The 24,828-nt window shown below is 66.9% G+C and carries 23 protein-coding genes and 2 pseudogenes; 8 read left to right on the plus strand and 17 right to left on the minus strand.

The annotated features are described in order from the left end of the window. Positions 1-89 precede the first annotated feature (89 nt). From BMZ43_RS09070 to BMZ43_RS09085, 4 genes are all read left to right on the plus strand, one after another. Positions 90-284, plus strand: a complete 195-nt coding sequence (locus BMZ43_RS09070) for a hypothetical protein (protein WP_064308263.1) — start codon at positions 90-92, stop codon at positions 282-284. After that, positions 284-1,039, plus strand: coding sequence for a hypothetical protein (locus BMZ43_RS09075; RefSeq protein WP_064308264.1), 756 nt, complete (start codon positions 284-286; stop codon positions 1,037-1,039). Before BMZ43_RS09070 ends, BMZ43_RS09075 begins: the two co-directional genes overlap by 1 nt. A 123-nt stretch (positions 1,040-1,162) precedes the next feature. After that, complete coding sequence (locus BMZ43_RS09080) at positions 1,163-1,678, plus strand: DUF4142 domain-containing protein (RefSeq protein ID WP_064308265.1); 516 nt, start codon at positions 1,163-1,165, stop codon at positions 1,676-1,678. A 390-nt stretch (positions 1,679-2,068) separates the two neighbouring features. After that, positions 2,069-3,280, plus strand: coding sequence for a NarK family nitrate/nitrite MFS transporter (locus BMZ43_RS09085; protein ID WP_093252627.1), 1,212 nt, complete (start codon positions 2,069-2,071; stop codon positions 3,278-3,280). A gap of 38 nt (positions 3,281-3,318) precedes the next feature. Here BMZ43_RS09085 and BMZ43_RS09090 read toward each other — a convergent pair whose 3' ends face one another. Genes BMZ43_RS09090 through BMZ43_RS09115 form a run of 6 tightly spaced genes read right to left on the minus strand, consistent with a single transcriptional unit; the run spans position 3,319 to position 10,732 of the window. Beyond that, a complete protein-coding gene (locus BMZ43_RS09090; RefSeq protein WP_017642170.1) occupies positions 3,319-3,891 on the minus strand; it encodes a GNAT family N-acetyltransferase in 573 nt (190 codons plus the stop codon). Beyond that, a complete protein-coding gene (locus BMZ43_RS09095) occupies positions 3,888-4,424 on the minus strand; it encodes a GNAT family N-acetyltransferase (protein WP_093252632.1) in 537 nt (178 codons plus the stop codon). Before BMZ43_RS09095 ends, BMZ43_RS09090 begins: the two co-directional genes overlap by 4 nt. Continuing rightward, positions 4,421-6,073: an ABC transporter ATP-binding protein gene (locus tag BMZ43_RS09100; protein ID WP_064308268.1), complete on the minus strand. Its 1,653-nt coding sequence runs from the start codon at positions 6,071-6,073 to the stop codon at positions 4,421-4,423. The genes BMZ43_RS09095 and BMZ43_RS09100 overlap by 4 nt, the downstream gene beginning before the upstream one ends. Further along, positions 6,070-7,527, minus strand: coding sequence for an ABC transporter permease (locus tag BMZ43_RS09105; protein ID WP_017642167.1), 1,458 nt, complete (start codon positions 7,525-7,527; stop codon positions 6,070-6,072). Before BMZ43_RS09105 ends, BMZ43_RS09100 begins: the two co-directional genes overlap by 4 nt. A gap of 5 nt (positions 7,528-7,532) precedes the next feature. Continuing rightward, positions 7,533-8,510: an ABC transporter permease gene (locus BMZ43_RS09110; protein ID WP_017642166.1), complete on the minus strand. Its 978-nt coding sequence runs from the start codon at positions 8,508-8,510 to the stop codon at positions 7,533-7,535. Further along, positions 8,507-10,732 carry an ABC transporter substrate-binding protein gene (locus BMZ43_RS09115; protein WP_093252637.1) on the minus strand — a complete coding sequence of 742 codons (2,226 nt, stop codon included), beginning with the start codon at positions 10,730-10,732 and terminating at the stop codon, positions 8,507-8,509. The genes BMZ43_RS09110 and BMZ43_RS09115 overlap by 4 nt, the downstream gene beginning before the upstream one ends. A gap of 87 nt (positions 10,733-10,819) precedes the next feature. Here BMZ43_RS09115 and BMZ43_RS09120 point away from each other — a divergent pair, with 87 nt between their 5' ends. Next, a complete protein-coding gene (locus tag BMZ43_RS09120; RefSeq protein WP_093252828.1) occupies positions 10,820-11,326 on the plus strand; it encodes a cupin domain-containing protein in 507 nt (168 codons plus the stop codon). A 180-nt stretch (positions 11,327-11,506) separates the two neighbouring features. Here BMZ43_RS09120 and aroQ read toward each other — a convergent pair whose 3' ends face one another. Together aroQ and aroE are read right to left on the minus strand one after the other, a co-directional pair. Next, positions 11,507-11,950, minus strand: coding sequence for a type II 3-dehydroquinate dehydratase (gene aroQ / locus BMZ43_RS09125; protein ID WP_093252640.1), 444 nt, complete (start codon positions 11,948-11,950; stop codon positions 11,507-11,509). A gap of 8 nt (positions 11,951-11,958) precedes the next feature. Beyond that, positions 11,959-12,561: pseudogene (aroE, locus tag BMZ43_RS09130) on the minus strand (shikimate dehydrogenase); the annotation flags it as partial. Between aroE and BMZ43_RS09135 the strand changes: the two are divergent. Continuing rightward, positions 12,529-12,819: pseudogene (locus BMZ43_RS09135) on the plus strand (LysR family transcriptional regulator); the annotation flags it as partial. The pseudogenes aroE and BMZ43_RS09135 overlap by 33 nt on opposite strands. 66 nt (positions 12,820-12,885) lie before the next feature. Here BMZ43_RS09135 and BMZ43_RS09140 read toward each other — a convergent pair. The 4 genes from BMZ43_RS09140 to BMZ43_RS27075 form a co-directional block, all read right to left on the minus strand. Further along, entirely contained in the window at positions 12,886-13,332 is a 447-nt protein-coding gene (locus BMZ43_RS09140; protein WP_017642155.1) for an Hsp20 family protein, read from the minus strand. Positions 13,333-13,461: 129 nt separating this feature from the next. Beyond that, on the minus strand, positions 13,462-13,620 hold the full coding sequence (locus tag BMZ43_RS26495) for a hypothetical protein (RefSeq protein ID WP_017642154.1): 159 nt from the start codon (positions 13,618-13,620) through the stop codon (positions 13,462-13,464). After that, positions 13,617-14,201: an alpha-ketoglutarate-dependent dioxygenase AlkB family protein gene (locus tag BMZ43_RS09150; RefSeq protein WP_093252645.1), complete on the minus strand. Its 585-nt coding sequence runs from the start codon at positions 14,199-14,201 to the stop codon at positions 13,617-13,619. Before BMZ43_RS09150 ends, BMZ43_RS26495 begins: the two co-directional genes overlap by 4 nt. Positions 14,202-14,204: 3 nt before the next feature. Next, entirely contained in the window at positions 14,205-14,471 is a 267-nt protein-coding gene (locus BMZ43_RS27075; protein WP_093252651.1) for a hypothetical protein, read from the minus strand. A 250-nt stretch (positions 14,472-14,721) separates the two neighbouring features. Here BMZ43_RS27075 and rapA point away from each other — a divergent pair, with 250 nt between their 5' ends. Beyond that, positions 14,722-17,556 carry an RNA polymerase-associated protein RapA gene (gene rapA, locus BMZ43_RS09160; RefSeq protein WP_093252654.1) on the plus strand — a complete coding sequence of 945 codons (2,835 nt, stop codon included), beginning with the start codon at positions 14,722-14,724 and terminating at the stop codon, positions 17,554-17,556. Between the two features lie 269 nt (positions 17,557-17,825). On the opposite strand, the gene dhbA is transcribed toward rapA, so the two are convergent. From dhbA to BMZ43_RS09180, 4 genes are read right to left on the minus strand one after another with little or no spacing between them, the layout of a single operon-like run. Further along, positions 17,826-18,581 carry a 2,3-dihydro-2,3-dihydroxybenzoate dehydrogenase gene (dhbA, locus tag BMZ43_RS09165; protein WP_093252658.1) on the minus strand — a complete coding sequence of 252 codons (756 nt, stop codon included), beginning with the start codon at positions 18,579-18,581 and terminating at the stop codon, positions 17,826-17,828. A gap of 10 nt (positions 18,582-18,591) precedes the next feature. After that, a complete protein-coding gene (locus BMZ43_RS09170) occupies positions 18,592-19,455 on the minus strand; it encodes an isochorismatase (RefSeq protein WP_093252661.1) in 864 nt (287 codons plus the stop codon). Between the two features lie 8 nt (positions 19,456-19,463). Further along, positions 19,464-21,089 (minus strand): (2,3-dihydroxybenzoyl)adenylate synthase, encoded by a 1,626-nt coding sequence (locus BMZ43_RS09175; RefSeq protein ID WP_064308274.1) that lies wholly within the window; start codon positions 21,087-21,089, stop codon positions 19,464-19,466. After that, a complete protein-coding gene (locus tag BMZ43_RS09180) occupies positions 21,086-22,273 on the minus strand; it encodes an isochorismate synthase (protein WP_178121574.1) in 1,188 nt (395 codons plus the stop codon). Before BMZ43_RS09180 ends, BMZ43_RS09175 begins: the two co-directional genes overlap by 4 nt. A gap of 283 nt (positions 22,274-22,556) precedes the next feature. On the opposite strand from BMZ43_RS09180, the gene fepB reads away from it, so the two are divergent. Then, on the plus strand, positions 22,557-23,525 hold the full coding sequence (fepB, locus tag BMZ43_RS09185) for a Fe2+-enterobactin ABC transporter substrate-binding protein (protein ID WP_064308276.1): 969 nt from the start codon (positions 22,557-22,559) through the stop codon (positions 23,523-23,525). A 62-nt stretch (positions 23,526-23,587) separates the two neighbouring features. Here fepB and entS read toward each other — a convergent pair whose 3' ends face one another. Further along, the gene (gene entS, locus BMZ43_RS09190; protein ID WP_017642145.1) at positions 23,588-24,817 is read right to left on the minus strand and encodes an enterobactin transporter EntS; all 1,230 of its coding nucleotides are present in this window, start codon (positions 24,815-24,817) and stop codon (positions 23,588-23,590) included. Positions 24,818-24,828 lie beyond the last annotated feature (11 nt).

Genomic DNA, 24,828 nt, shown 5'->3' on the forward strand with positions numbered 1-24,828 from the left:
CGCCGCGCCGTCGACCGGCGGCGCGGCGAATCCTTGCCGGTTCTGGTGTTCCAAGCTATAAGCGCCTAGTGCACCCTCGGGATATCGTCATGCTGAAAGGCCTGTTCAACCTGCTCAAATCGCCCTCCGCGGACGATCTCAAGCTGGCCGCGAGCATCAACAACTCCTACAAGTCCATGCGCGTGGTCGGCCGCGGCACCCTGCGCATCGATCCGGCGGAGGTCTTCGACTCCCCCGAATTCAAGGAAGACCTGGACCGCGCCCGGCGGCTCATCACCCGCTGATGTTCCTGCTGCTGCTCCTGCCGATCCTGGTCAGCGGATTTCTCGTCTGTCACAAGCATCCGTTGTACTTCTATCGCCTGCATCGCTACGAGGGCCAGTACCTCTATCTGCAGAGCGCCCGCTTCGGTCTGTTCTGCACCCTGCTCGCCGTGGTCCTGCACCTGGGCATCGCCCAATTGCTGCAGAGACGTAGCTGGTCGCTGGGCGGGTGGACCTTCTCCCTCGACTACTTCACCGGTCTCGCCGAGCTGTTGCGCCGCACCGGTACCCTGGACGATCCGCTGCAGGCCGCCTGGATCCTGCTGGTAACGGTGACGGCCCTGCTCATCCCCACGGCCTGGGCCGCACTGGCGCGCTGGACCATCAAGCGCAAGTACGGCCTCACCGAGGATAACTACCGCACCTTCATCCTGGCCGGCATCCTCAAGGACAGTCCGCTGGACGATCTGCTGATGACCGCCTCGATCAACCGGGAGACGCTGATGCTGACCCTGGAAGAGCGCAAGGTGTACGTCGGCCGCATCACCACCCTGGGCGAACCGAGCGAAACGCAAGGGGCCGACCAGGACGTCTGCATCAAGCCGATCATGAGCGGCTACCGCGACAAGGACAAACTCTGGGTGACCTTCACCACCCACTATGCGGACAAGGGCAAGGACATCTACCTGACCCTGAAACAGAGCCAGATCGTCTCGGCGACGCGCTTCGATTTCGACGCCTACGAAGCGTTTCGCTCAAGCGTAAGCCGCACCTGATGTGGCTTCGTATCGTTTTCCAGGGAACGTATGACTTTTTAGGCAGGTCCCATTTTGCAGGCGCCTTCACTGCCCTGCGGTGATGCCCTTCCCTAACTGCCCAAGAAAATCAGGAGCACGTCCATGACGCCCATGCTGAAGAAAGCCTCCAGCCTGTCCCTCGCCATCCTGCTGGCTGCCGGTGCCGGTCTGGCCCAGGCCGCTGACAAGCTGTCTCCGGCCGAATTCGTCGACGACGCCTCGGCCAAGGGCATCGCCGAGATCGAAGCAGGCAAGCTGGCCCTGGAAAAGAGCAAGTCCCAGGACATCAAGACCTTCGCCCAGAGCATGATCGACGACCACACCAAGGCCAACGAGCAACTCAAGAGCCTGGCCCAGGAGAAGAAGCTGAAGGTCTCCACCGACGCCGAGCTGATGGACAAGGCCAAGGCCATGATCCTGCAGGTGCGTGACGACTCCTTCGATCGCTCCTACGCCAACAATCAGGTCGTGGCCCACGAGCAGACCATCGAGATCTTCCGTAACGAAGCCAAGACCGGCGATGACGCCGCGCTCAAGGCCTTCGCCGAGAAGACCCTGCCGAAGCTGGAGCACCACCTCCAGGAAGCCAAGGCGCTGCAGACCAAGTACGCGAAGTAACAGCGGCGGATCGTAGGTTGGGTTGAGACGACGCTATCGTCGAAGCCCAACAGTGCCATGGAGCCAGCGGCACTGTTGGGCTTCGCGCCGCTCAACCCAACCTACATCGACGGTCGCGACCATGGCACGGCGCTGTAGAGCGCCAATAAAGGGCGAAGGTCTGGAGCAGCGCCCAATCTTTGGGCGGCAACCTACCCCTGATACCCACCCCCGATCCTCCCAGGCGCGATCTGGCCAGGGCTCGGACGACTTGGCTTCGCTCTTGCAAAGACCCGGATAGCGGTGGCCAACGGCGGTCACCTTACCGACAAAGGCGTCAGTTCACCTCCCGGCAACGGGCAAGGGGGACTGGCGCCTTTTTCATGCCCGTGACGTGCCCGAGGTGCCTCCATGAGTCCCAGTTTCTGGAAAGCCGGCCATGCGCCGACCCTGTTCGCCGCCTTTCTCTACTTCGACCTGAGCTTCATGGTCTGGTACGTGCTCGGCCCCATGGCCGTGCAGATCGCCACCGACCTGCAACTGACCACCCAGCAGCGCAGCATGATGGTTGCCACCCCCATCCTCGCAGGCGCGGTCCTGCGGCTGATCCTGGGCTTCGTCGCCGATCGGCTGTCGCCCAAGACCGCCGGCATCATCGGCCAGGTGGTGGTGATTCTCGCCCTGCTGGTGGCCTGGCTGCATGGCGTGCACAGTTATGAGCAGACCCTGCTGCTGGGGCTGTTCCTCGGTTTCGCCGGGGCCTCCTTCGCCGTGGCCCTGCCGCTGGCGTCGCAGTGGTATCCGCCGCAGCATCAGGGCAAGGCGCTGGGCATCGCCGGTGCCGGCAACTCCGGCACGGTGTTCGCCGCCCTTTTCGCCCCGGCGCTAGCCAAGGCCTTTGGCTGGACCAACGTGTTCGGCTTCGCGCTGATCCCGTTGATCCTGACCCTGGTGGTCTTCGTGCTCTGCGCCCGCAACGCGCCGGAACGTCCGGCGCCGAAGAAGCTGGCGGACTACGGTCGCGCTCTGAACGACCGGGACAGCTGGTGGTTCATGTTCTTCTACAGCGTGACCTTTAGTGGCTTCCTCGGCCTCGCCAGCACCCTGCCCGGCTATTTCCATGACCAGTACAGTCTGGATCCGCTGATGGCTGGCTACTACACCGCCGCCTGCGTCTTCGGTGGCAGCTTGATGCGGCCCCTGGGCGGCGCCCTGGCCGACCGTATCGGCGGTATCCGCGCCCTGCTCGGCATGTACACCGTGGCGGCCATCTGCATCGCCGCGGTGGGCTTCCACCTGCCCAGCGCCATGGCCGCCCTGGCCCTGTTCGTGGTGGCCATGCTCAGCCTGGGCGCCGGCAACGGCGCGGTATTCCAGCTGGTGCCCCAGCGCTTCCGCAAGGAAATCGGCGTCATGACCGGGCTGATCGGCATGGCGGGCGGCATCGGTGGCTTCGCCCTCACCGCCGGCCTGGGCGCGGTCAAGCAGGCCACCGGCGACTATCAGCTGGGCCTCTGGCTGTTCGCCGCCCTCGGCGTACTCGCCTGGTTCGGCCTGCTCAGCGTCAAGCGCCGCTGGCGCACCACCTGGGGCTCGGCGGCGGTCACCGCGGCACGCGTCTGAACCAGGACCCGGCGGATCGATCCGCCGGGTTTCGTCGTTCAGGTGGCGGGACGTACATAGCTGGTCAGCACGTGATCCCGCCAGACCCCATCGATCTCCAGGTAGCGCCGCGCCAGGCCTTCGCGCTCGAAGCCAAGGCTCTGGAGCAGATGAGCGCTGCGCAGGTTATCCGGCAGATGGTTGGCCATGATGCGATTCAGGCCCAGCTCGGCGATGACGAAATCGCGGCCCAGGCGGACGGCATTGCGCATCAGCCCGCGTCCCTGCCAGGCTTCATCCAGGCCGTAGCCCAGGTAGCAGGCTTGGAAACCACCCCGGAATATCTGACTGAAATTAACCGTACCGATGACCAGCGGCCCCGTCCGCAGGACCAGGCGCAAATCGCTCAGGCCCGGTCCACCGGCACGATAGGCGGCCGCCTGCCCCTGCCACTGGGCCAGGGTATAGAAGCCATCGGAGCGCCGTGGCATCGACAACGCCAGATGCTGGCGATTGCGCCGATAGTAGTCGGCTACCGCGGCGGGATCGGCGAGGGTCAGGTCGATCAGCTCCACCGCCTCGGTCACGGCGAAGCGGGGTGGATACTGCAGCGGAACGCTCAGGGCGGTCATGACCTGACCTGCGGCGGCAATTCGTAGACCCAGGTGGCGCAGCGCTGCCCGTCCGGGCCTTCCCGATCGTTTTCCAGCACCCGGACGCGCCGGAAACCCACCCGTTCGGCGAGCCGTTGGCTGGAGTCGTTGGCGGCCGAGGTGGTGAGATAGAGCCCCACTTCGCCGCGCTGTTCGACGAAGTAGCGCAGCGCGGTGGTCATCAGGCCCTGGCCGGTATGCAGACTGTGCAGCCAGTAGCCGATCTCGTAGCGCCGCCCGCCGTCCAGTGGCGTGAGCCCCAGGCAGCCGAGCAACGCGTGACCGCGCACCAGGAAGTAGCGTTTCTCGCCCTGGGCCAGGGTGAAGGCACCGCGCGCGGCGAGCAGGCTGTCGCGGGCCTGGGCGACCGTGGTGTGTTCCCGGGCCCAGCCGAGGAAGCGGCGATGCTCGGCATAGCTCCAGTTCAGCGCCTCGGCGAAAGCCTCGGCCAGGCGCGGTTGCGGCCAGACCAGCGCGAAGTCGGCCAGGGCGATGCGCGGTGGAAGATTCATGGCGGGGTCCCGAAATCCAGGCGCGGCACGGCGGCCAGCAGGCGTTGGGTCATGGCGTGGGCGGGCGCACGCAGCACCCGTTCGGCGCTGCCCTGTTCGACGATGTGGCCGCCGTCCATCACCGCGATGCGATCGGCCAGGTACTCGACCACGCCGAAATTGTGGGTGATGAACAGATAGGCCAGCCCCCGCTCCGCCTGGAGCTCGCGCAGAAGATCGAGGATCTGCGCCTGCACCGAGACGTCGAGCGCCGAGGTGGGTTCGTCGCATACCAGCACCTGCGGCTCGACGATCAGCGCCCGGGCGATGGCGATGCGCTGCCGCTGGCCGCCGGAAAATTCGTGGGCGAAGCGCTGCAGGGTGTCGCCGGGCAGCCCGACCCGCTCCACCAGGGCCGCGGCGCGGCGCTGGCGCTCGGCGTCATCCAGCTCGGGACGCAGCGCCAGCAAGCCCTGCTCCAGGGTGGCGCCGATGCGCATGCGCGGATCCAGCGAGGCGAAGGGATCCTGGAAGACGATCTGGATCTGCCGCCGTAGCCGCTGCAGGGTGCGCCGGTCGGCCGTGAGCAGGTCCTCGCCGCCCAGCTGGGCGCTGCCGCTGATGCGCGGTCCATCGAGCAGCCGCAGCAGCGCCTTGCCGGTGGTGGTCTTGCCGCAGCCGGATTCGCCCAGCAGCGCCAGGGTCTCGCCGGCGTGCAGGTCGAAGCTCACGCCGTCCACCGCCTTGACCCAGTCGCGGGTCCGGCCCCAGGCGCCGCGGCGGATCGGATAGTGCACGGCCAGGTCGCGCACCTCCAGCAAGCGGTCGCCCGGCTGGCGCTCGGGCAGGGTGCGTGGGCTACCGGTCAAGGTCTGGCCGCGTTTGGCGAAGGTGGGAATGGCGGCGAACAGCTCGCGGGCATAGGGATGCCGGGGCGCCTGGAAGAATTCCGCCGCCGGGGCGCTCTCGACGATCGCGCCATGGCGCATCAGGGCCACATGATCGGCCACCTGGCGCACCACCGCCAGGTCATGGGTGATCAGCAGGATGGCCATGCCCAGCTCGCGTTGGATGTCGGCCAGCAGGGTGAGAATCTGCGTCTGGACGGTGACGTCCAGCGCCGTGGTGGGCTCGTCGGCGATCAGCAGGTCCGGCTCGGCGGCCAGTGCCAGGGCGAGCATGATGCGCTGCTTCTGGCCACCGGAGAACTGGAAGGGATAGTCGTCGATCCGCCGCTCCGGCTCGGGAATGCCGACCCGGCGCAGCCATTCCACCACCCGGGCACGGGCGGCGGCACCGCGCAGCGCGGTATGGGCGCGCAGGGTTTCCTCGATCTGCTCGCCGATGCGCATGACCGGATTCAGGCTGGTGGCGGGCTCCTGGAAGATGGTGCCGACGCGCCCGCCGCGCAGTTCGCGCAGGCGTCCTTCCGGCAGTCGATGCAGGTCGGTCCCGGCCAGCAGCGCCGCGCCGCGGGCGATACCCAGCGACGGTGGCAGCAGCCGCAACAGCGAGAGCGCGGTGACGCTCTTGCCACTGCCCGACTCGCCTACCAGGGCGAAGGTCTCGCCACGGGCGATGGCCAGGCTCAGGCCACGGACCGCCTGCCGTGTGCCCTCCTCGCCCTCGACCAGGATCTCCAGATCGCGAATCTCCAGCACCGGGGTCATGGCTGCACCTCACCCTGGCCGGGACGGCGTCTGAGCCAGGCGGACCTCAGCCGGCGACTGCGTGGATCGAAGGCGTCGCGCACGGCATCGGCGAATAGATTGGCGGCCAGCACCAGGGCCAGCATGAAGGCGAAGGCGCTGAACAGATTCCACCAGATCATGGGGGTACGGGACATCTCGGTGCGGGCGTCGTTGATCATGGAACCAAAGGAATTCATGGTCGGGTCCACGCCGATCCCCAGGTAGGACAGCACCGCTTCGTAGAGCACCAGGCTGGAGAATTCCAGGGTCAGGGTGATGAGCACCAGGTAGAAGACATTAGGCAGCAGGTGCCGGCGCAGGATGGTGAAATGGGAGACGCCGAAGGCGCGCGCCGCCTGGACGTATTCCAGCTCGCGTAGCTTGAGCGCCTCGGCGCGCAGCAGCCGACAGAGCCCGGCCCAACCGGTGAGGCCGAGGATCAGGCAGAGCATGAACAACCGGAGGTCGGCGCGCGCCGCACCGGTGTCGAACAGCTCCGGGTGGCGGTCGATGAACACCTGCATCATCAGCACACAGGCCGCCACCAGCAGCACCCCGGGAATGGAGGTCAGGGTGGTATAGAGATAGGTGATGACGTCGTCCACCCGGCCCTTGAAGTAGCCTGCGGCCAGGCCGAAAACGATCGCCGGCGGCAGCATGGCCAGGGTGGTCAGGCTGCCGATGACGAAGGCGGTGCGGATGCTCTTGAGCGACTGGTAGAGGACGTCGTTGCCGGTACTGTCGGTGCCCAGCACGTGATAGCCGCTGGCCAGGGCGATCACGCTGCCGGCCACCAGGCAGACGCCCAGCCAGGTCAGCAGGATGGCGCGCCAGGGGGTGGCGGTATGGCCGCGCAGGATGAGTCCGGTACGCGCGGCGAAGCTGCCCCCTTCGCGCAGCCGCGCCGCCACCAGGGCCGCGGTGGCCAGGGCCAACCCCAGACCACCGAGCAGGCCCAGCCCCAGGCGCCGGAGCACGTCGCCACGCCATTCGCGGGCGGGATCGCCCAGGGTGGTGCCGGCGTGCTTGAGGCGCGGGAAGTCGCGCAGCGGCGTGCCCTCGGCGCTGGTGCCCAAGGTTTCCTTGGTGAACTGGTGGGTGGCCAGGGGCGCGGAATAGGTCTTTTCGCGCTGGGTCAGGCTGGTGTCGGCCAGCAGGCCATCGAAGGCGGAGAGCACCGTGGGCGAATAGATCGGCGCCGTGGCACCGGGCGCGGCCGGCAACTGCGGCCGGTAGTGCACCGAATCCAGCAGGGCAATGGTGACGAAGCTGGCCAGCACCACGGCCGCGCTCATCGCCGGGGCATCCTGCAGCACCCGTCGCCAACTGGCGCGCAGCGCCGGCTGGCGACGCGCACGCCAGGCATAGAACAGGCTGCCGGCCACCAGCAGGTAGAGGGCGAGGTCGGTCCAGAGCAAGACGAATTTCGGCATGGCGGCTACCTGAAGCGAACGCGCGGATCGGCGAGGGTGTAGGACAGGTCCGCCAGGATCAGGCCGACGATGTAGAGCACCGACCCCAGGAACACCATGGTGCGGACCACGGCGAAGTCCTGGCCGTTGATGGCGTCGATGGTGTAGCTGCCCAGGCCCGGGATGCCAAAGAAGGATTCGGCGATCAGGCTGCCCATGATCAGCAGCGGAATGGCCGAGACCACCCCGGTAAGGATCGGCAGCGCCGCATTGCGCAGTACATGGCGCAGGAGCACCTGGCGCTCGGCCAGGCCCTTGGCGCGGGCGGTGCGCACATAGTCCTTGCCGATCTCTTCGAGAAACAGCGCGCGATAGAAGCGCGCCTGGCTGCCCAGGCCGGAAATCACCGCCACCACCACCGGCAGCGCCAGGAAGCGCAACAGGTTCCAGCCCTCTTCATAGCCCGAATAGGGCACCAGCCGCAGGATCTTCGCGAACAGCCACTGGCCGGCGATGATGTAGAACAGCGAGGAGATCGACAGCAGCACCACACAGAGCACCACGCCCCAGAAGTCCAGCCGGGTGGCGCGAAAGAACACCAGCAGCAGGGCGAAACCGACGCTGGCCAGCAGACCGAGGACAAAGGTCGGCAGCGCCAGCGCCAGACTCGGTCCGGCGCGCTCGGCGATCTCCCGGCCGATGTCGCGTCCGTTGTCGGCGGTGCCGAAATCGAACACCAGCAGACTGACCGACCGTTCGAAGAAGAGCGTATCGGTGAATCGCTCGACGCCTTCACGGGTGGTATTAATCAGCAGTGGCTTGTCGTAGCCGTGCTCCGCCTTCCAGTCCTCGATGGCGTCGGCGGTGACGTACTTGCCGCCGATGGCCAGGCGCGCCATGTCGTCCGGGGTATTGACGGTGAAGAACAGCACGAAGGTCAGCAGATTCACCCCGATGAGGATCAGCACGCCATAGGCCAGGCGTCGCAGCAGATAGCCGATCATGGCCGCTCCTCCCCTGCCGAGTCGCCAAAGGCGGTCTGCCGCTCGCGGCGCTTGAGGATGCGCCAGGCCGGCCAGACCAGCAGCAGGGCCACGCCCAGCAGCAACCACAGCGGCCAGAGCACCGGCTGGTTCCATTCCAGCACCTTGCGCTCGCGCAGGGCCGGGTCCAGGCGCAGGTAGCGCAGCTGGTCACGCACCATCTGGGTCGGCTTGGCGTTGTAGACCCACTGGTGGTAGGCGCCACCAGACAGGGGATTCCAGCCGAACAGCCAGGGCGCGTCCTGTTGCACGATGGTGACCATGCGCCGGATCAACGCCACCTTTTCCGGGCCGTCGTCGAGACTCTTCATCTGCTCGAACAGCCGGTCGAATTCGGGATTGCTGTAGTTGCCGGCATTCTCGCCCCCATGCTTGGCCTTGCCCTGGGGACCGTAGAAGAGAAAGAGAAAGTTCTCGGCATCGGGATAGTCGGCGTTCCAGCCCCAGAAGAAGATCTGCGCCGCACCCTTGCGCATCTTGTCCTGGAATCTGTTGTAGTCCGAGCCGCGCAGCTCCAGCTGGATGCCCAGCTTGGCGGTCTGCTGGCGCATCCAGTCGAACATGGCGCTGTCGCCACTGGTCTGGGCATCGTATTGCAGGATCAGCGGTCGCCCGCTCTGGACGTCGCGACCGTCGGGGTAACCGGCTTCGGCGAGCAACCGCTTGGCTTCCTCGATGGGACGCCGCTCGGGCTTGCCGTCCACCAACCGATAGACCACGGGGTTGGTGCCGGCCGGCGGCGGCTCATAGCCCAGCACGCCCGGCGGCAGCGGGCCGTTGGCGACCAGGCCGTTGCCGTTGAGAAAGACGGTGATGTAGCTCTCCCAGTCGAAGGCGATGGACAGCGCCTGGCGCAACTTGCGATTGCGCGCCTGCTGTTCGGGCGTGGCACCCTGCCCCACCACCGGATCCAGCCAGTTGAAACCCAGGTACCAGTTGGAGGCCTCCACCGCGGTGGGCAACTTTAGGCCACGTTCGCGATAGAGCTCGGCGGAGTCGAGCGAGTCACCGGCGCGGGTGCGCAAGGCCACGCCGTATTCGCCGCGTTCGATCTGCGGCGCGTCGTAATAGCCCTGGATGAACTTGCCCATCAGCGGCACCCCTTCCTTTTCCAGGCTGAACACCGCCCGATCGATCAGTGGCATGGGCTTGCCGCAGTCGTCCAGCCGGCCCTGCTCGCGATCCTCGGCCTCGCCCTCGCAGGGATAGGGATCGGCGCGGTAGTTGGGATTGCGCTCCAGCACATGGCGGCGATTAGGGATGGATTCGGCGAGGCGATAGGGCCCGCTGCCCACCGGCCAACTGTTCAGGCTGAGATTGTGTTCGGCCATACCCGGCTGGCTGTAGAAGCGCTCCGCCTCCCAGGGCACCGGCGCGGCGAAGGTCATGGCCAGCCAGTAGTTGAACTGGGGGTACTTGCCGATCACCCGCAGGCGCAGGGTGTGGTTGTCCAGCACCTCCACCCCGGGCAGCTCGCCCTGACGCAGGTCGAGCCAGAGTAGCGGTGCGCCCTTGGGCAGGCTGGCGCGCAGGGCCTTGTCGGCGGCGCGCAGGCCATCGCCAAAGGCCTGCATCCCTACCAGGTGCTCGGCGAAGATCGCGTAGCTGGGCGACACCAGCCGAGGACTGGCCAGGCGGCGCAGGCCATAGGCGTAGTCGGCGGCGGTGACGGCGCGGCTGCCGGTCTCGGGAAAGTCGGGAATCTGGTAGCGGTCGGCCAGGTCCTCGGGCGTGATCGGGAAATAGCGATAGCGGCCCTGGGCATCGCGGGCAAAGGCCGGATGGGGCGCATAGCGGGCGTCGCGGCGGATGGGGATGTCATAGACGCTCTGGGCGATCTGCGCCGGCGGCGCATCGTCCGGCAGGCGCCGGCCCTGAGCGTCCAGGTAATAGGGTGCGACCACCCGCTCCGCGCCGCGGGGGATCAACTCATAGGGCCGCTTGAAATAGTGATAGCTATAGAGCGGCTCATAGATGTTGTAGGTGAAATTGGTCTCGTCGCCGGAATAGGAGCTGGCGGGATCCAAGTATTTCGGCGAGCGGGTGGTAAAGGCGGTATAGAGGGTATTCTGGCCCTCCGCCCCGGCGCGATAGGGGCTGTTGATCGGCGTATCAGCGGGTGAGCAACCCCCGAGCAGCACGAGGGTCGACAGCGCGAAAAGGTGTCTGGACAGTCTGGGCATCGCGTTCCGCTACCGAAAGAGATCTGGGCGGTGATGTCCGCCTAAATGACCAAGCTTGAGCTATTTTCCCGCGAGGCGCAGCACCCCATGCAATCCCGGAAAGATTTCGACAAGATCGTCCACTGGTCCCAGCTCCAGGCCCCCGACGGTCCGGGCTATCCCGACAGTGACGAACGCTTTTCCCTAGGCGCCGCCTTCGGCCGCCACTTCGGCTTCGCCCGCCTGGGTATCCATCATGAATGGCTGCCACCCGGCCGCCGCACCTCGAGGCCCCATGCCGAGGCCACCGAGGACGAATTCATCTATGTGATCGCCGGCCACCCCACCGCCTGGATCGACGGTCACGCCCACCGGCTCAAGCCGGGGGACGGCGTGGGCTTCAAGGCCGGCGACGGCGTCGCCCATACCTTCATCAACGAGACCGCGGAGCCGGTGGAGCTGCTGGTGGTGGGCGATACCAGCCGGGCGGACAATCGGCTGCACTATCCGCTGCATCCGGAATTCACCGCGAGTCTTGGGGATAAGCAGTGGCGGGACTGCCCTGAGCGGGAGCTGGGGCCGCATTTGGGTAGGGCGCAGGCGTCCGATGAATAGCGGCACCCGTTGGCGGCCTGTTTTCGTAGGTTGGGCTGAGCGCAGCGAAGCCCAACACGGCCTGCTCCCAAACACTTAGGTGTCGATGGTTACCCGCCCCTGTTGGGCTTCGGCGATAGAGCCGCCTCAGCCCAACCTACGGGAGCTCCCCTCTACTCGAGGAAGAGGGCCAGGGGTTCACTACCGCCTGGCCTGGGCCACGCTCACCGCCGCACGCAGCGCCAACAGATAGCTGTCCACCCCGAAGCCGGCGATCTGCCCCAGGACGATCTCGGCGAACACCGAGTGATGGCGGAAACTCTCGCGCGCGTGGATGTTGGACATGTGCAGCTCCACCACCGGCACGGTGAGGATCGCCAGGGCGTCGCGGATGCCGTAGCTATAATGGGTCCAGGCGCCGGCGTTGATGAGCACGCCATCCACGCCCTCCTCGTGGCCCTGGTGGATGCGCTCCACCATCGCCCCTTCGTGGTTGCTCTGGAAGCTTTCCACCTCGACGCCCAGTTCAGCACCCAGGGCCGTTAGCCTGGCGTCGATCTCCGTCAGGGTCACGGTGCTGTACTGCAGCGGATCGCGCTTGCCGAACATGTTGTGGTTGATACCGTGCAGCATCAGGATCTTCATGGGTTCGCTCAGGTCAGGGGAAGGGTCAGCTGGTCGATGACCGGCCGGGTCTCGGGGCGCACGCCGCGCCACCAGGCGAAGGCTTCGGCAGCCTGTTCCACCAGCATGCCCACGCCGTCCGCCAGTTGCGCCACGCCTTGCTCGCGGGCGAGACGCAGGAAAGGCGTCAGCCCCTTGCCATAGGCCAGCTCGTAGGCCAGCGCGGCCTGGGCGAAGACGCCTGCCGGCACCGGCGGCAGTTCGCCGACCAGACTGGCCGAGGTGGCATTGATCACCAGATCGAATGTCTCCCCTTCCAACGCCGCGTAGCTCTTTAGGCTCAGCAGCGGATGGTCGATTTCCTGGGCGAGCGTCGTCGCCTTTTGCCCGTCGCGATTGACCAGCACCAGCTCCGTCGGCTTCGCCGCGAGCAAGGGCAATAAGGCGCCACGCACCGCACCACCGGCGCCCAGCAACAGCACCCGCTTGCCGGCCAGGGGTTGACCGAGATTGACCTCGATGTCGCGCAGCAGGCCGATGCCATCGAAGTTCTCCGCCAGCACCCGCTCGCCCTCGAACTTCAGCGCATTGGCCGCCCGGGCCAGCCGTGCCCTTTCGCTGGACTCGGTGGCCTGCAGCGCCGCATCGTGCTGGAGCTACCCGGCTTTCTGGGCGTCGGCGCGGTGGTCGGCAACTCCGACCTCATCGTCCCCCTGCCGCGGCACATCGGCACCACCCTGGCGCAGACTTACGGCCTCAGGGTCCACGAATGCCCGCTGCCAGTCGAGGGCTTCGCGGTCAGGCAGCACTGGCACGCGCGCTATCACCAGGATGCCGGCAATCGCTGGTTGCGCGGGGTGCTGCTGGAGCTCTTCAGCCACCATCGCTAGCGCAGTCGCCACAAACGAAAGAGCCCCAGCGCGGGGCTGGGGCTCTTGGGCAGGACGCCTGGACGATCAGTTGTCCAGGGCCGGGCGCTGGCCGGAGATGGCGATGCGCTTGGGCTTGGCTTCTTCCGGGATCACGCGCACCAGTTCGATGCTCAGCAGGCCATGCTTGAGATCGGCACCCTTCACCTCGATATGGTCGGCGAGGCGGAAGGACAGCTTGAAGGCGCGCTGGGCGATGCCCTGATGCAGGAAGGTCACGCTCTCGGCGCTGTTCTCGCGCCGGCCACCCTTGACGGTGAGAACGCCACGCTCGACTTCGATGTCCAGGTCATCTTCCTGGAGACCGGCGGCGGCGATCACGATGCGATACTGATCGTCACCGTGCTTCTCGACGTTGTAGGGCGGATAGGAGCTGCCAGCGTCGTTGCGCAGCGCGGATTCGAACAGGTCGTTGAACCGGTCGAAGCCAACGGAATGACGGAACAGCGGGGCCAGGGACAGTACATTGCTCATGGTGAATCTCCTGATAGGTTCAGCAAGTTTCGGTATTGCCTGCGGGACCCGACTTCGGCATCCCGCACGAACCTAGATAGGAATTCCCCAAAAAATTTCAAGGGCCAATCCCGACGAACGGTAGTGCCGCTATTTCTTCTTCGGCTTGCGCTTTTTCTTCTTGGCGGCGGCCAGCGGCAGGGCCTGCTCGAAGGCCGAGCGCACCTCCTGCAGGCGACGCTCCTTGAGGTCGTGGATGCGCTTGCCGCGCTCGGTGGTGAAGTCGATGAGATTGCTGTCGTCGCTCATGGGGCTATCCGGCGAAAGGTGAGATTCAGCCGCACCCCACTGGCTTTGCGGGTCTTGGCGATCTGGTGCTGCCAATGATGCTGGGTCGCGCCGCCCATGACCAGCAGGCTGCCGTGACCGAGTTCCAGGGAATGGCCGATGCGGCTGGTGCCCTTGCGACGGAAATCGAAGCGCCGCGCGGCCCCGAGATTGAGCGAGGCGATCAGCGGATTGGCGCCGAGACTGGCTTCGTCGTCGCTGTGCCAGCCCATGGAATCCTGGCCGTCGCGATAGCGATTGAGCAGCACGCCGTTGAAGGCCTGACCACAGGCCGCCGCGACGGCGTCGCGAATCCGCTGCAACAGCGGCGTCCAGGGCAAAGCGGCATGATCCAGGCCCGCATAGCCGTAGAACACGCCGGGATCGGCGTACCAGGCCACCTGCCGCGGCACCGGGTGCCAGCGCCCGAAGACCCGCACCTGCGGCTGGCTCCAGGGGGTTTCGTCCTCCAGCTGCTGCAACCAGGCGTCGGCTTGTTCCAGAGGTAGCCACTGCGGGTAGAAGGCCAGCTCGGCGTCTTCCAGCTCCAGGTGCTCGACCATGGGTTAGACCCGCAGATCCACCTGGACGCCCACCTGCTCCGGCTCTTCCAGGGCCTGGGCACGTTCGGCGCCGAGGCCCTGGCGCAGGGCCTCGCGCTGCCGGCGGCGACGACGCGCCTCGCGATCCAGGGTGGCTTCGTCTTCCAGGGGCGCATGGGCCGTCTCGGCCGCCGGTTCCACGGGCGCCACCGGGGCCACGGGTGGGCGTACCGGGACCGGGTCCAACTGGTTCGGTGGGGTCACGCCAAGGGGTGGAATGATGGGGATCATGACAAGCACCTCGAATTTAGCGAACTGAGAGCCTGTTCAAAATCTGCTGCGCGTCGGCCAAACCGCGTTGAAAATGCCTTCGGAATGCTCATTTACCACTCGTAAACTCCGCTTCCTCAGGCCTTTTCGCCTTGTTTGGCTCTAGCTCGCGAGATTTTGAACAGGCTCTGCGTCAAAACAGCAGGTTGGGCTTATGACTCCGCTTTGGCTAAAATAGCCGGCTTTTTGATAGCAGGGGAGAGGCTTCTACATGGCGTCACATCAACCGGGACAACGCTGGATCAGTGACAGCGAGGCCGAACTGGGCCTGGGAACCATCCTGGCCCTGGACGGCCGCCTGCTCACGGTGCTCTATCCAGCCACCGGTGAGACGCGCCAGTATGCCCAGCGCAATGCGCCCCTGACCCGGGTGCGCTTCGCGCCGGGCGACGAGGTGACCCATTTCGAGGGCTGGAAGCTCACCGTGCGCGAGGTCTCCGAAGCGGACGGCCTGCTGACCTATCACGGCTTCACCGCCGAGCGCGAGGCACGCAGCGTGCCCGAGGCCCAGCTGTCGAACTTCATCCAGTTCCGCCTGGCCAGCGACCGCCTGTTCGCCGGGCAGATCGATCCCCTGCCCTGGTTCGGCCTGCGCTACCACACCCACGAGCACCGCAACCGCCTGCTGCAGTCCAGCCTCTGGGGCCTCGGCGGCACCCGCGCCCAGCCGATCCCGCACCAGCTGCACATCGCCCGCAGCGTGGCCGACCGCGTCGCGCCGCGCGTCCTGCTGGCCGACGAAGTGGGCCTGGGCAAGACCATCGAGGCCGGCCTGGTGATCCATCGCCAGCTGCTCAGCGGTCGCGCCAGCCGGGTGCTGATCCTGGTCCCGGAAAATCTCCAGCACCAGTGGCTGGTGGAGATGCGCCGCCGCTTCAACCTGGAAGTAGCGCTGTTCGACGCCGAGCGCTTCATGGCCAGCGAAGACGGCAATCCCTTCGAGGACGCCCAGCTGGCGCTGGTCTCCCTGGACTGGCTGGTGCGCGACGAAAAGGCCCAGGATGCGGCCTTCGCCGCCGGCTGGGACCTGCTGGTGGTCGACGAAGCCCATCACCTGGTCTGGCACCCCGAGGGCGCCAGCCGCGAATACAGCCTGGTCGAACAATTGGGCGAGGTCATTCCCGGCGTGCTGCTGCTGACCGCGACCCCCGAACAACTGGGCCAGGACAGTCACTTCGCCCGTCTACGCCTGCTCGACCCCAGCCGCTTCCATGACTTCGCCGCCTTCCAGCAGGAGTCCCAGCACTACCGCCCGGTGGCCGAAGCGGTACAGGAACTGCTCGATGCCGGCGCCCTGAGCCCGGCTGCCCAGGACGCCATCGGTGGCTTCCTCGGCCAGGAAGGCGAGACCCTGCTGGGGGCGGCCGCCGCCGGCGATGCCGAGGCCCGCGCCCGCCTGGTGCGCGAGCTGCTGGATCGCCACGGCACCGGTCGCGTGCTGTTCCGCAACACCCGCGCCGCGGTCAAGGGTTTCCCCGAGCGCGAGCTGCACGCCCATGCCCTGCCCTTCCCGGATGCCTACCTGGACGAGGGCGTCATGCCCGGCCAGTCGCTGCAACCGGAAACCGAATTCGCCCCGGAAGACGACAATGATCGCTGGTGGCGCCACGACGGCCGCGTCGAGTGGCTGATCGATACCCTCAAGGCGCTCAAGCCGCACAAGGTGCTGGTCATCTGCGCGCGCATGGAAACCGCTCTGGATTTGGAAGACGCCCTGCGCCTCAAGTCCGGCATCCCGACCACGGTGTTCCACGAGGGCATGAGCATCCTCGAACGCGACCGCGCCGCCGCCTACTTCGCCGACGAGGAATTCGGTGCCCAGGTGCTGATCTGCTCCGAGATCGGCAGTGAAGGCCGCAACTTCCAGTTCGCCCATCACCTGGTGCTGTTCGACCTGCCGGCCCACCCGGACCTGCTGGAGCAGCGCATCGGCCGTCTCGACCGGATCGGCCAGCGCCACACCATCCAGCTGCACGTGCCCTACCTTGAAGGCAGCCGCCAGGAACGCCAGTTCCAGTGGTACCACCAGGCTCTGAACGCCTTCCTGGCCACCTCGCCCACTGGCAGCGCCCTGCAGGCACGCTTCGCCAGCGAACTGGAAGAGCAATTGGCCGGCGGCGATGACGCCACCTGGCAGGCGCTGCTGGAACAGGGCGCCCAGGCGCGCGCGGCGCTGGAAACCGAGCTGCACAACGGTCGTGACCGCCTGCTGGAGCTCAATTCCTCCGGCGCCGGTGCCGGCGAGCAGCTGGTCGAGGACATCCTCGAGCAGGACGATCAGTTCGCCCTGCCCATGTACATGGAAGAGCTGTTCAACGCCTTCGGCATCGACAGCGAGGACCACTCCGATAACGCCCTGATCCTCAAACCCAGCGAGAAGATGCTTGACGCCGGCTTCCCCCTGGGCGACGACGAAGGCGTGACCATCACCTACGATCGCAACGTGGCCCTGGTTCGCGAGGACATGCAATTCCTGACCTGGGAACACCCCATGGCCCAGGGTGGCATGGACCTGGTGATGTCCGGCTCCATGGGCAACACCGCCGTGGCGCTGATCAAGAACAAGGCGCTCAAGCCGGGCACCGTGCTGCTGGAACTGATCTACATCAGCGAGGCGGTGGCGCCGCGCGCCCTGCAACTGGGTCGCTACCTGCCGCCGCTGGCGATCCGCTGCCTGCTGGACGCTAACGGCAACGACCTGGCTGCCCGGGTGGCCTTCGAGACCCTCAACGACCAGCTGGAAAGTGTGCCACGCACCAGCGCCAACAAGTTCGTCCAGGCCCAGCGCGACTCCCTGGCCAAGCTGATCGGCGGCGGCGAAAGCAAGGCCCTGCCGCGCCACGAGGAGCGCGTCGCCAAAGCACGCCAGGCGTACCTCTCGGGCATGGACGAGGAAATCGCCCGCCTGGAAGCCCTGCGCGCGGTCAACTCCAGCGTCCGCCAGGACGAGATCGACCGCCTGCGCCAGCAGCGCGAAGAAGGCCTGACCTACCTGGACAAGGCCTCGCTGCGGCTGGAAGCCATTCGGGTGCTGGTGGCGGGTTGAGTGGAACGGCTTCGTTAACGAAGCCCTTCAGTGATACCTAGCGCGGCCATGGGCCGCTCCTACAGAACCGTAGGAGCGGCCCATGGCCGCGATTCGTTTGATAGGGATGTTGGGCTTCGCTCACGCTCAACCCAACCTACGGGCCTACCGGTTCGACGTCATCCCCTAGGTTGGGCTGAGACAGCCTCATCGTCGAAGCCCAACACAGGCGGTCGCCGGACAACGCCTGTTGGGCTTCGCTAACGCTCAACCCAACCTACGAAAAGCCCTCACGCTGCCAGGGTTGCGCCACCGTCCACCACGATGTCCTGCATGGTGATATGGCTGGCCAGGTCCGAGGCGAGGAACAGCACGGTGTTGGCGATCTCGTCGGGCTGGGCGATCTTGCGCAGCGGGATGCCCAGCTTGAAGTCTTCCGGCAGGCCGTCCACCAGGCGCTGATAACCCTCGGGCGAGCCGAGCATGCCGGCCAGCATGGGGGTCGCCGTGGAACCCGGCGAGACCACGTTGCAGCGCACGCCCGAGCCCGCCAGTTCCAGGGCCACGCAGTGGCTCAGGGACACCAGCGCCGCCTTGGAGGTGCAGTAGCCGGCCATCTGCAGGCGCGGCACATGGGCGGCGTTGGAGGCGATGTTGACGATGGCGCCGCGGCCCTGGGCCTTGAACAGCGGCACCAGCTGGCGGAACAGATAGAAGGGCCCGGAGACGTTGACGTCCAGCAGTGCCTGCCAGTCGTCCAGGCTCAGACTGTCGCTGGTGCCCAGGCGCAGCACGCCGGCGCCATTGACCAGCACGTCCAGCCGGCGTTCTTCCGCCAGCAGCGCCTGGCAGACTTCCTCCACCTGGGCCGCGTCGGCGACATCCAGCAGCTGAATGCGAAAAGGATAGCTGCTCTCGGCGAAGTGCCGGTCGAGGCCGATCACCTCGGCGCCGGCCGCCTGGAAGCGGCGTGCCACCTGCAGGCCGATGCCCTGCCCTGCGCCGGTCACCCAGACGCGCTTGCCAGTGAAATCCAGTTGCGTCATCAGCGGCTCCCTAGGCGCGAGCGCGCAGCAGATCCAGCCAGCCCTGCAGGGTCGGCTGGGCGGCGAGATCGGCGAAGGTGACAGGCAGGCCGCGCTTCTGCCATTCCCCCACCAGGGTCATGACCTGCACCGAATCCAGACCGAAGTCGGTGAGGTTGTCGTCCAGCGCCGGCTCCTCGTCGTCGGCATCGAGCAGCGGCTGGACCTGGGCGCGCAGCCAGGCTTCGTCCAGCACGACCGCGCCCGCGCCGGTGACCTGGGCGGTGCTCAGGGTGCTGCCACAGCGAGTGGCCACGTAGCGTAGCGCCATGCGGTGCTCTTCTTCGCTGAAGTCGGCCACGGCGTCGCCGATCAGGAAGGCCTGGATGTCTCTCATGAAGGCGTCGGTACAGGTGGTCAGGCAGCCGATGTGGGCATAGACGCCGCAGACGATCAGCTGGTCGCGTCGCCACTCGGTCATCAGGTCCTGCAGGTTGGAGCGGTGGAAGGCGCTGTAACGCCACTTGGTCAGCACCACGTCACCGTCCTTGGGTGCCAGTTCGTCCACCACCTGCTGCAGTGCGGGATCGGCCTGGGTCAGACCCGGACCCCACATGTCGTTGAGCAGAGCGCGATCGGCCGGCGGCTGGTCGGTGGGCTGGGCGGTATAGACCACCGGCACGCCCTGGGCGTCGGCCCAGGCGCGCAGGGCGGCGATGTTGGCCACCACCTGGTCGATCAGCGGGCTGCTGTCGCCATAGAACTCGACGAAATAGCGCTGCATGTCGTGGATCAGCAGCACGGCGCGGTCGGCCGCGGGCGTCCAGTCGACCTTATTGGCAGGAAAGCCGTCGGGCTGGGGCAAGGGATAGGAGGCAAGACGGGGAATAGCCATGGGAAACCTTAGAGACGCTCGGTGGAAGGGGTCTGCAGCTGCTCGCGCAGGCGGCGCTTGTCGATCTTGCCGACGGCGGTGAGCGGCAGCTGGTCGAGGAACTGGAAACGGTCGGGCAACTTGTATTCGGCCACGCCCTGCTCGCGCAGATAGCGGCGCAGGGCCACCGGCTTGAGCGCCGGATCGCTAACCACCAGGCAGGCACAGCTCTTCTCGCCCATCAACTCGTCGGCGATGGCCACCAGGGCCGCGTGAGTGATACCGGGATGGCGCAGCAGCAGGCCCTCGATCTCGGCCGCGGCGATCTTCTCGCCCCCGCGGTTGATCTGGTCCTTCACCCGGCCGACCACCTTGAGGTAACCGGCGGCATCGCGCTGGACCACGTCCCCGGAAAAGTAGAAACCCTCGGCATCAAACACCTGGGCATTGTGCTCGGGGCTGCGGTAGTAACCGCGGAAGGTGTAGGGACCGCGGGTGGACAGCAGACCAGGTTGGCCATCGGGCACCGGCTGGCCGTCTTCGTCGGTGATGCGCACCTCGTCATCCGGACTCATGGGCCGGCCCTGGGTGGTGAAGAGACGCTCGGGTTCGTCGTCCAAACGGGTGTAGTTGACCAGGCCCTCGGCCATGCCGAACACCTGCTGCAGCTGGCAACCCAGTTCGGTGGGCACCCGCCGGGCCTGGGCCTCGGCGAAGCTGGCGCCGCCCACCTGCACCATGCGCAGGCTGGCCAGTCGCGCGCGTTGCTCAGGCGCCGCCGCGGCCTGCAACCAGAGCGCCACCGCCGGCGGCACCAGGGCCACCCAGTCCACCTGATGGCGCTCGATCAGCGCGAAGCAGCGCAGCGGCTCGGGATCGCGGGCCATGACCACGCAGCCGCCGGCGATGAAGACGCCCAGGGCGCCGGGCGAGCTGAGGGTGTAGTTGTGCCCTGCCGGCAAGGCGCAGAGAAAGCGCGTCGCCGGGGTCAGCTGACAGATCTCGACGCTGCGTCTGAGGCTGTAGTAGTAGTCGTTGTGGGTGCGCGGGATCAGCTTGGGTGTACCGGTGCTGCCACCGGAAAGCTGGAAGAAGGCCACCTCGCCACCCGCGGTGGGCGTCAGTTGATAACCCTCCAGGGGGGTATCCAGGCGCTGCTGCAGGCTGCGTGCATCCTGCGCGCCGTCCAGCAGCACTTCGCTCAGCCCGGGCGCCACGTCACGCAACTCGGCGACAAAGGTATCGTCACGGAACAGGTTGTGCTCGGTGGAAGCGATCAACAGCCGCGGCTGGATCTGCCGCGCATAGGCCAGCAGCTCCAGCTTCTGGTGACTGAACAGCGCATTGACCGGGGCGATGCCGGCCTTGAGTAGGGCAAAGAACACCACATAGAACTCGGCCACGTTGGGCAGCTGCACCAGCGCCGTGTCGTGGCGGCGCAGACCGGCGGCCTGCAGGTGGGCGGCCAGGCGGCTGGAGCGCTCGTCCAGCTCGGCATAGCTCAGCTGGCGCTCGCCACAGAGGATCGCCGGGGCGTCCGGCAGGGCCGCGCGACTGCGGGCCAGGATCTCGGTCATCGGCAGGTCGGACCAGTAGCCGAGGGCGCGATAGCGGGCGGCCAGGTCTTCCGGCCAGGGGGTGAATTCCAGACTCACGTGGGGTTCTCCTCGTCGAGCAAGCCACAGGCGGCGCGCATGGTGCCCAGTTTGGCGGTGACCTCGGCCCATTCCGCCGCGGGGTCGGAGGCCTCGACGATACCGGCGCCGGCGAACAGCCGCAGCCAGTCGCCCTGCACCGTGCCACAGCGGATGGTGACCACCCACTCGCCGTTGCCCTGGGCATCGCACCAGCCGACCATGCCGGTGAACAGGCCACGGTCGAAGGGCTCGATGCGCTCGATCAGCTGGCGCGCGGCCACCGTCGGAAAGCCGCAGACCGCCGGGGTCGGGTGCAGCCGGCAGGCCAGTTGCAGCGCCGAGGTGCGGCTGTCGGCCAGTTCGCCGTCGATGGCGGTGGACAGGTGCCACATGGCGTTGGTGCTGAGCAGCGACGGCGCCTCGGGCACGTCCAGGCGGCTGCACAGGGGCGCCAGCTGCTGGCGGATGTCCTCGATCACCAGGCGGTGCTCGTAATGGTCCTTGCTGGACTCCAGCAGTTCGCGGGCCACCCGCTGGTCGTCCAGGGGATCAGCGCGGCGCTTGGCCGAACCGGCCAGGGGATTGGTATGGACGAGCGCGCCCTGCTTGCGCACCAGCAACTCGGGGCTGACCCCGACCAGCTCGCCGCCCTCGGCGGTAGGGATGCGGAATTGATAGCCGGTGGGATTCTGCCGCGCCAGATTGGCGAGGATGGCCTCCACGTCGGCGGGCTCGGCCAGCTGGATTTCCTGGATGCGTGACAGCACCGCCTTGCTCAGCTCACCGCGGCGGAAGGCCTCGATGGCCTCCTCCACCGCCAGGCAGAAGCCGTCCGCGCTGGGCAGGTTGCGCACCTCGCGCACCTGCGCCGGGGTCACCGGTGCGCTGCTGACCGGTGCCGGGCGCGCCATCCAGGCATGCTCGCGGGGCACATAGAGGCAGGAGGGCTTGGTGGTATCGAAGGGAATGGCGCCCATGATCACCGGCTCGGCGATGCCGGCCTGACGGGCACGAGCGAAGGCCTCTTCCACGGCATGCAAAAACAGACTGTCCCGGTGCGCGCCGCCGCTGGCTGGCGTCTCGACCCGGGCACAGATGCCGCGTCCGCGCAGGACACGGTCACCCGACTGGAACAGGAAGGCGGCCTGCTCCTGCTGCTCGGTGGCGATCTGCCCGACCACGTCAGCCCTTTTACTCGACATTGCTACGGACCTCTACACAAATGATAATGCTTATCAATAAGCAGAAATTAACTTTTGTATCAGCGGAAGTCAATTCGTTAGCTGCCAAACGGTTTCCCTCTACAGCACGCAACCCTTTGATCTGGTCGGCAAATCGCCACTGGGCAGAACATCGGCAAGACTGTCGGACCGCTCTGGCCTTCCGCTTTGCGCGCGCTCGCCCCTGGCCGCCATCGACAGCCCTTGCTGTAGCGAGGTGCATCTTTGAAAATGAGAGTGATTATCTTACAACCGGAAGGCGTCCATGTTCAGCTCGTCGTCAGTGTTTCGCATTCTCACCCCGCTGATCCTCGCCATTCTGGCGCTGGGCGGTACCGCCCGCGCGGCGGACTGGCCCCGACAGATCAGCGCCGACGGCAATCAGGTGACCCTGCCGGCCAAGCCGCAACGCATCGTTTCCACCAGCGTCACCCTCACCGGCGCCCTGCTCGCCATCGGCGCGCCGGTGGTGGCCAGCGGCGCCACCTCGCCCAACAACAGATTCGCCGATGACCAGGGGTTCCTGCGCCAGTGGGGGCAGGTCGCCAAGCAACACGAGGTGAAGCGGCTGTACATCGGCGAGGCCAATGCGGAGGCGGTGGCCGCCGAGGCGCCGGACCTGATCCTGGTCAGTGCCGCCGGTAACGACTCGGCGCTGCGCCTGGTCGATCAGCTCAAGGCCATCGCCCCGGTACTGGTGGTGGGCTACGACAATCGCAGCTGGCAACAGGTGGTGGAACTGCTCGGCCAGGCCACCGGTCGCGAGGACGCTGCTGCCAAGGTAGTCGCAGATTTCGACCGGCGGGTCTCCGACCTCAAGGCGCGCCTGCAGCTACCGCCGCAACCGGTGTCCGCCTTCGTCTACAACCCGGCGACGCGCCAGGCCAATCTCTGGACCGCGGCCTCGTCCCAGGGCCAGTTGCTGGAAAGCCTGGGCTTCACCCTGGCGACGCTGCCGGCCGGGCTGACCACGGGACACAGCCAGGGCCAGCGCCACGACATCCTGCAGCTGGCCGGCGAAAACGTCGCCACCGGCCTCACCGGCCAGACCTTTCTGCTGTTCGCCGCGGACACCAAGGAAGCCGAAGCGGTACGCGGCAATCCGCTGCTGGCGCACCTGCCGGCGGTCAAGGACAACCGCGTGGAAGCCCTGGGCGCCGAGACCTTCCGCCTCGACCCCTACAGCGCCAACCTGCTGCTGGATCGCCTGGAACAGCGCTACGCCAAGCCTTGAACCGAGAAATCGTGGAAAACGCTACGCGGTTTTCCACACTACGCAAGACGCACCGGAGCGGATCAGGCGCCGAGGCTTTCCGCCCGGCGCAGGCCGCGGGCCAGCGCCCAGCAGAGGGCGGCCACCCCGGTGGCGACCAGACCAAAGACGCAGGCCGCCTGCGCCGGCAGCAGCAGGCTGGCCAGGCCGCCGAACAGCGCTGCGCCGATGGCCTCGCCGCCGATGTTCTGCGCCGTCCACAGCGCATTGATGCGCCCCAGCAGGCGATCCGGGGTCAGGCGCTGGATCAGCGCGTACTGCACCAGGGAATTGAGCGCACCCAGGTAGCCGAACAGCACCAGGCACAGCGCTGACAGCCAGAAGCCGGGCAACAGGGCGAACACCGCCACCGCCAGAAAGGTGGCCACCGCGGTCATCAGCAGGGTACGGCCGGGGCGTGGTGCCTGGTTCAGTCGACCACTGGTGAGGGCGCCGATGGCCGCGCCCAGGGGTGCGGCGGCATAGAGCCAGCCCAGGTGTCCGGTATCCAGCCCCCAACTCTCGCCCAGCGACGGATAGAGCACCCGCACCGCATTGGCCATGGTCACCAGGGCGCCGACCAGGGCGACCGCGCCCAGCAGGCGATTCTCGAAGAGGAAGGCGATGCCGCCTCCCAGGGCCTGCCAGGGCGTTTCGCGCGGCTGTTCCGGCGGGGGCAGCGGCGGCAGGCGCAGTAGCACCAGCAGGGTGATGAGGGTGCCGCCGGCGGTCAGCATGTAGTTCCAGGCCACGCCGCTCTGGGCGATCAGCAAGGTGCCCAACGGCGGCGCGACGATGGCCGCCACCCGCACGCTGAGCATATTCAGGGCGCCGGCCTGCACCATGGACTCCCGACCGACCAGGATCGGCGTCACCGCCAGCAACGCGGTGACGCCCAGGGCACCAAAGAAGCCATCCCACAGCGCCAGCAGGTAGATGGCCGTCAGCGATGGCTCGGGCAGGCTGGCGTTGACCGCCAGGCCGATGAAGCCCAGGCCGCAGATGGAGCGGGCGGCGAGGATCAGCCGGCGCCGCTCCAGGCGATCGGCCAGCACCCCGCCGGTGAGCAGGCCGACGAACATGCCGATGCCGGCCATGCTCAGCGCCAGGCCCACCTTGAGCGGCGAGTCGGTCAGGGCCTGGACCTGAATGGGTATCGCCACGGCCAGCAGGCCGAGGGACAGCACGGACACCAGACGGGCGATGAACAGGGTACGAAAGGCGGCGTGGGACCTGAGCAGGCCGAAGTCGAGCAGAAAGGACGTCTTGGACATGAATCACCGGA

Source organism: Pseudomonas sp. Snoq117.2 (assembly GCF_900110545.1).
In the GTDB taxonomy this organism is placed as follows: Bacteria; Pseudomonadota; Gammaproteobacteria; order Pseudomonadales; family Pseudomonadaceae; genus Chryseomonas; species Chryseomonas benzopyrenica.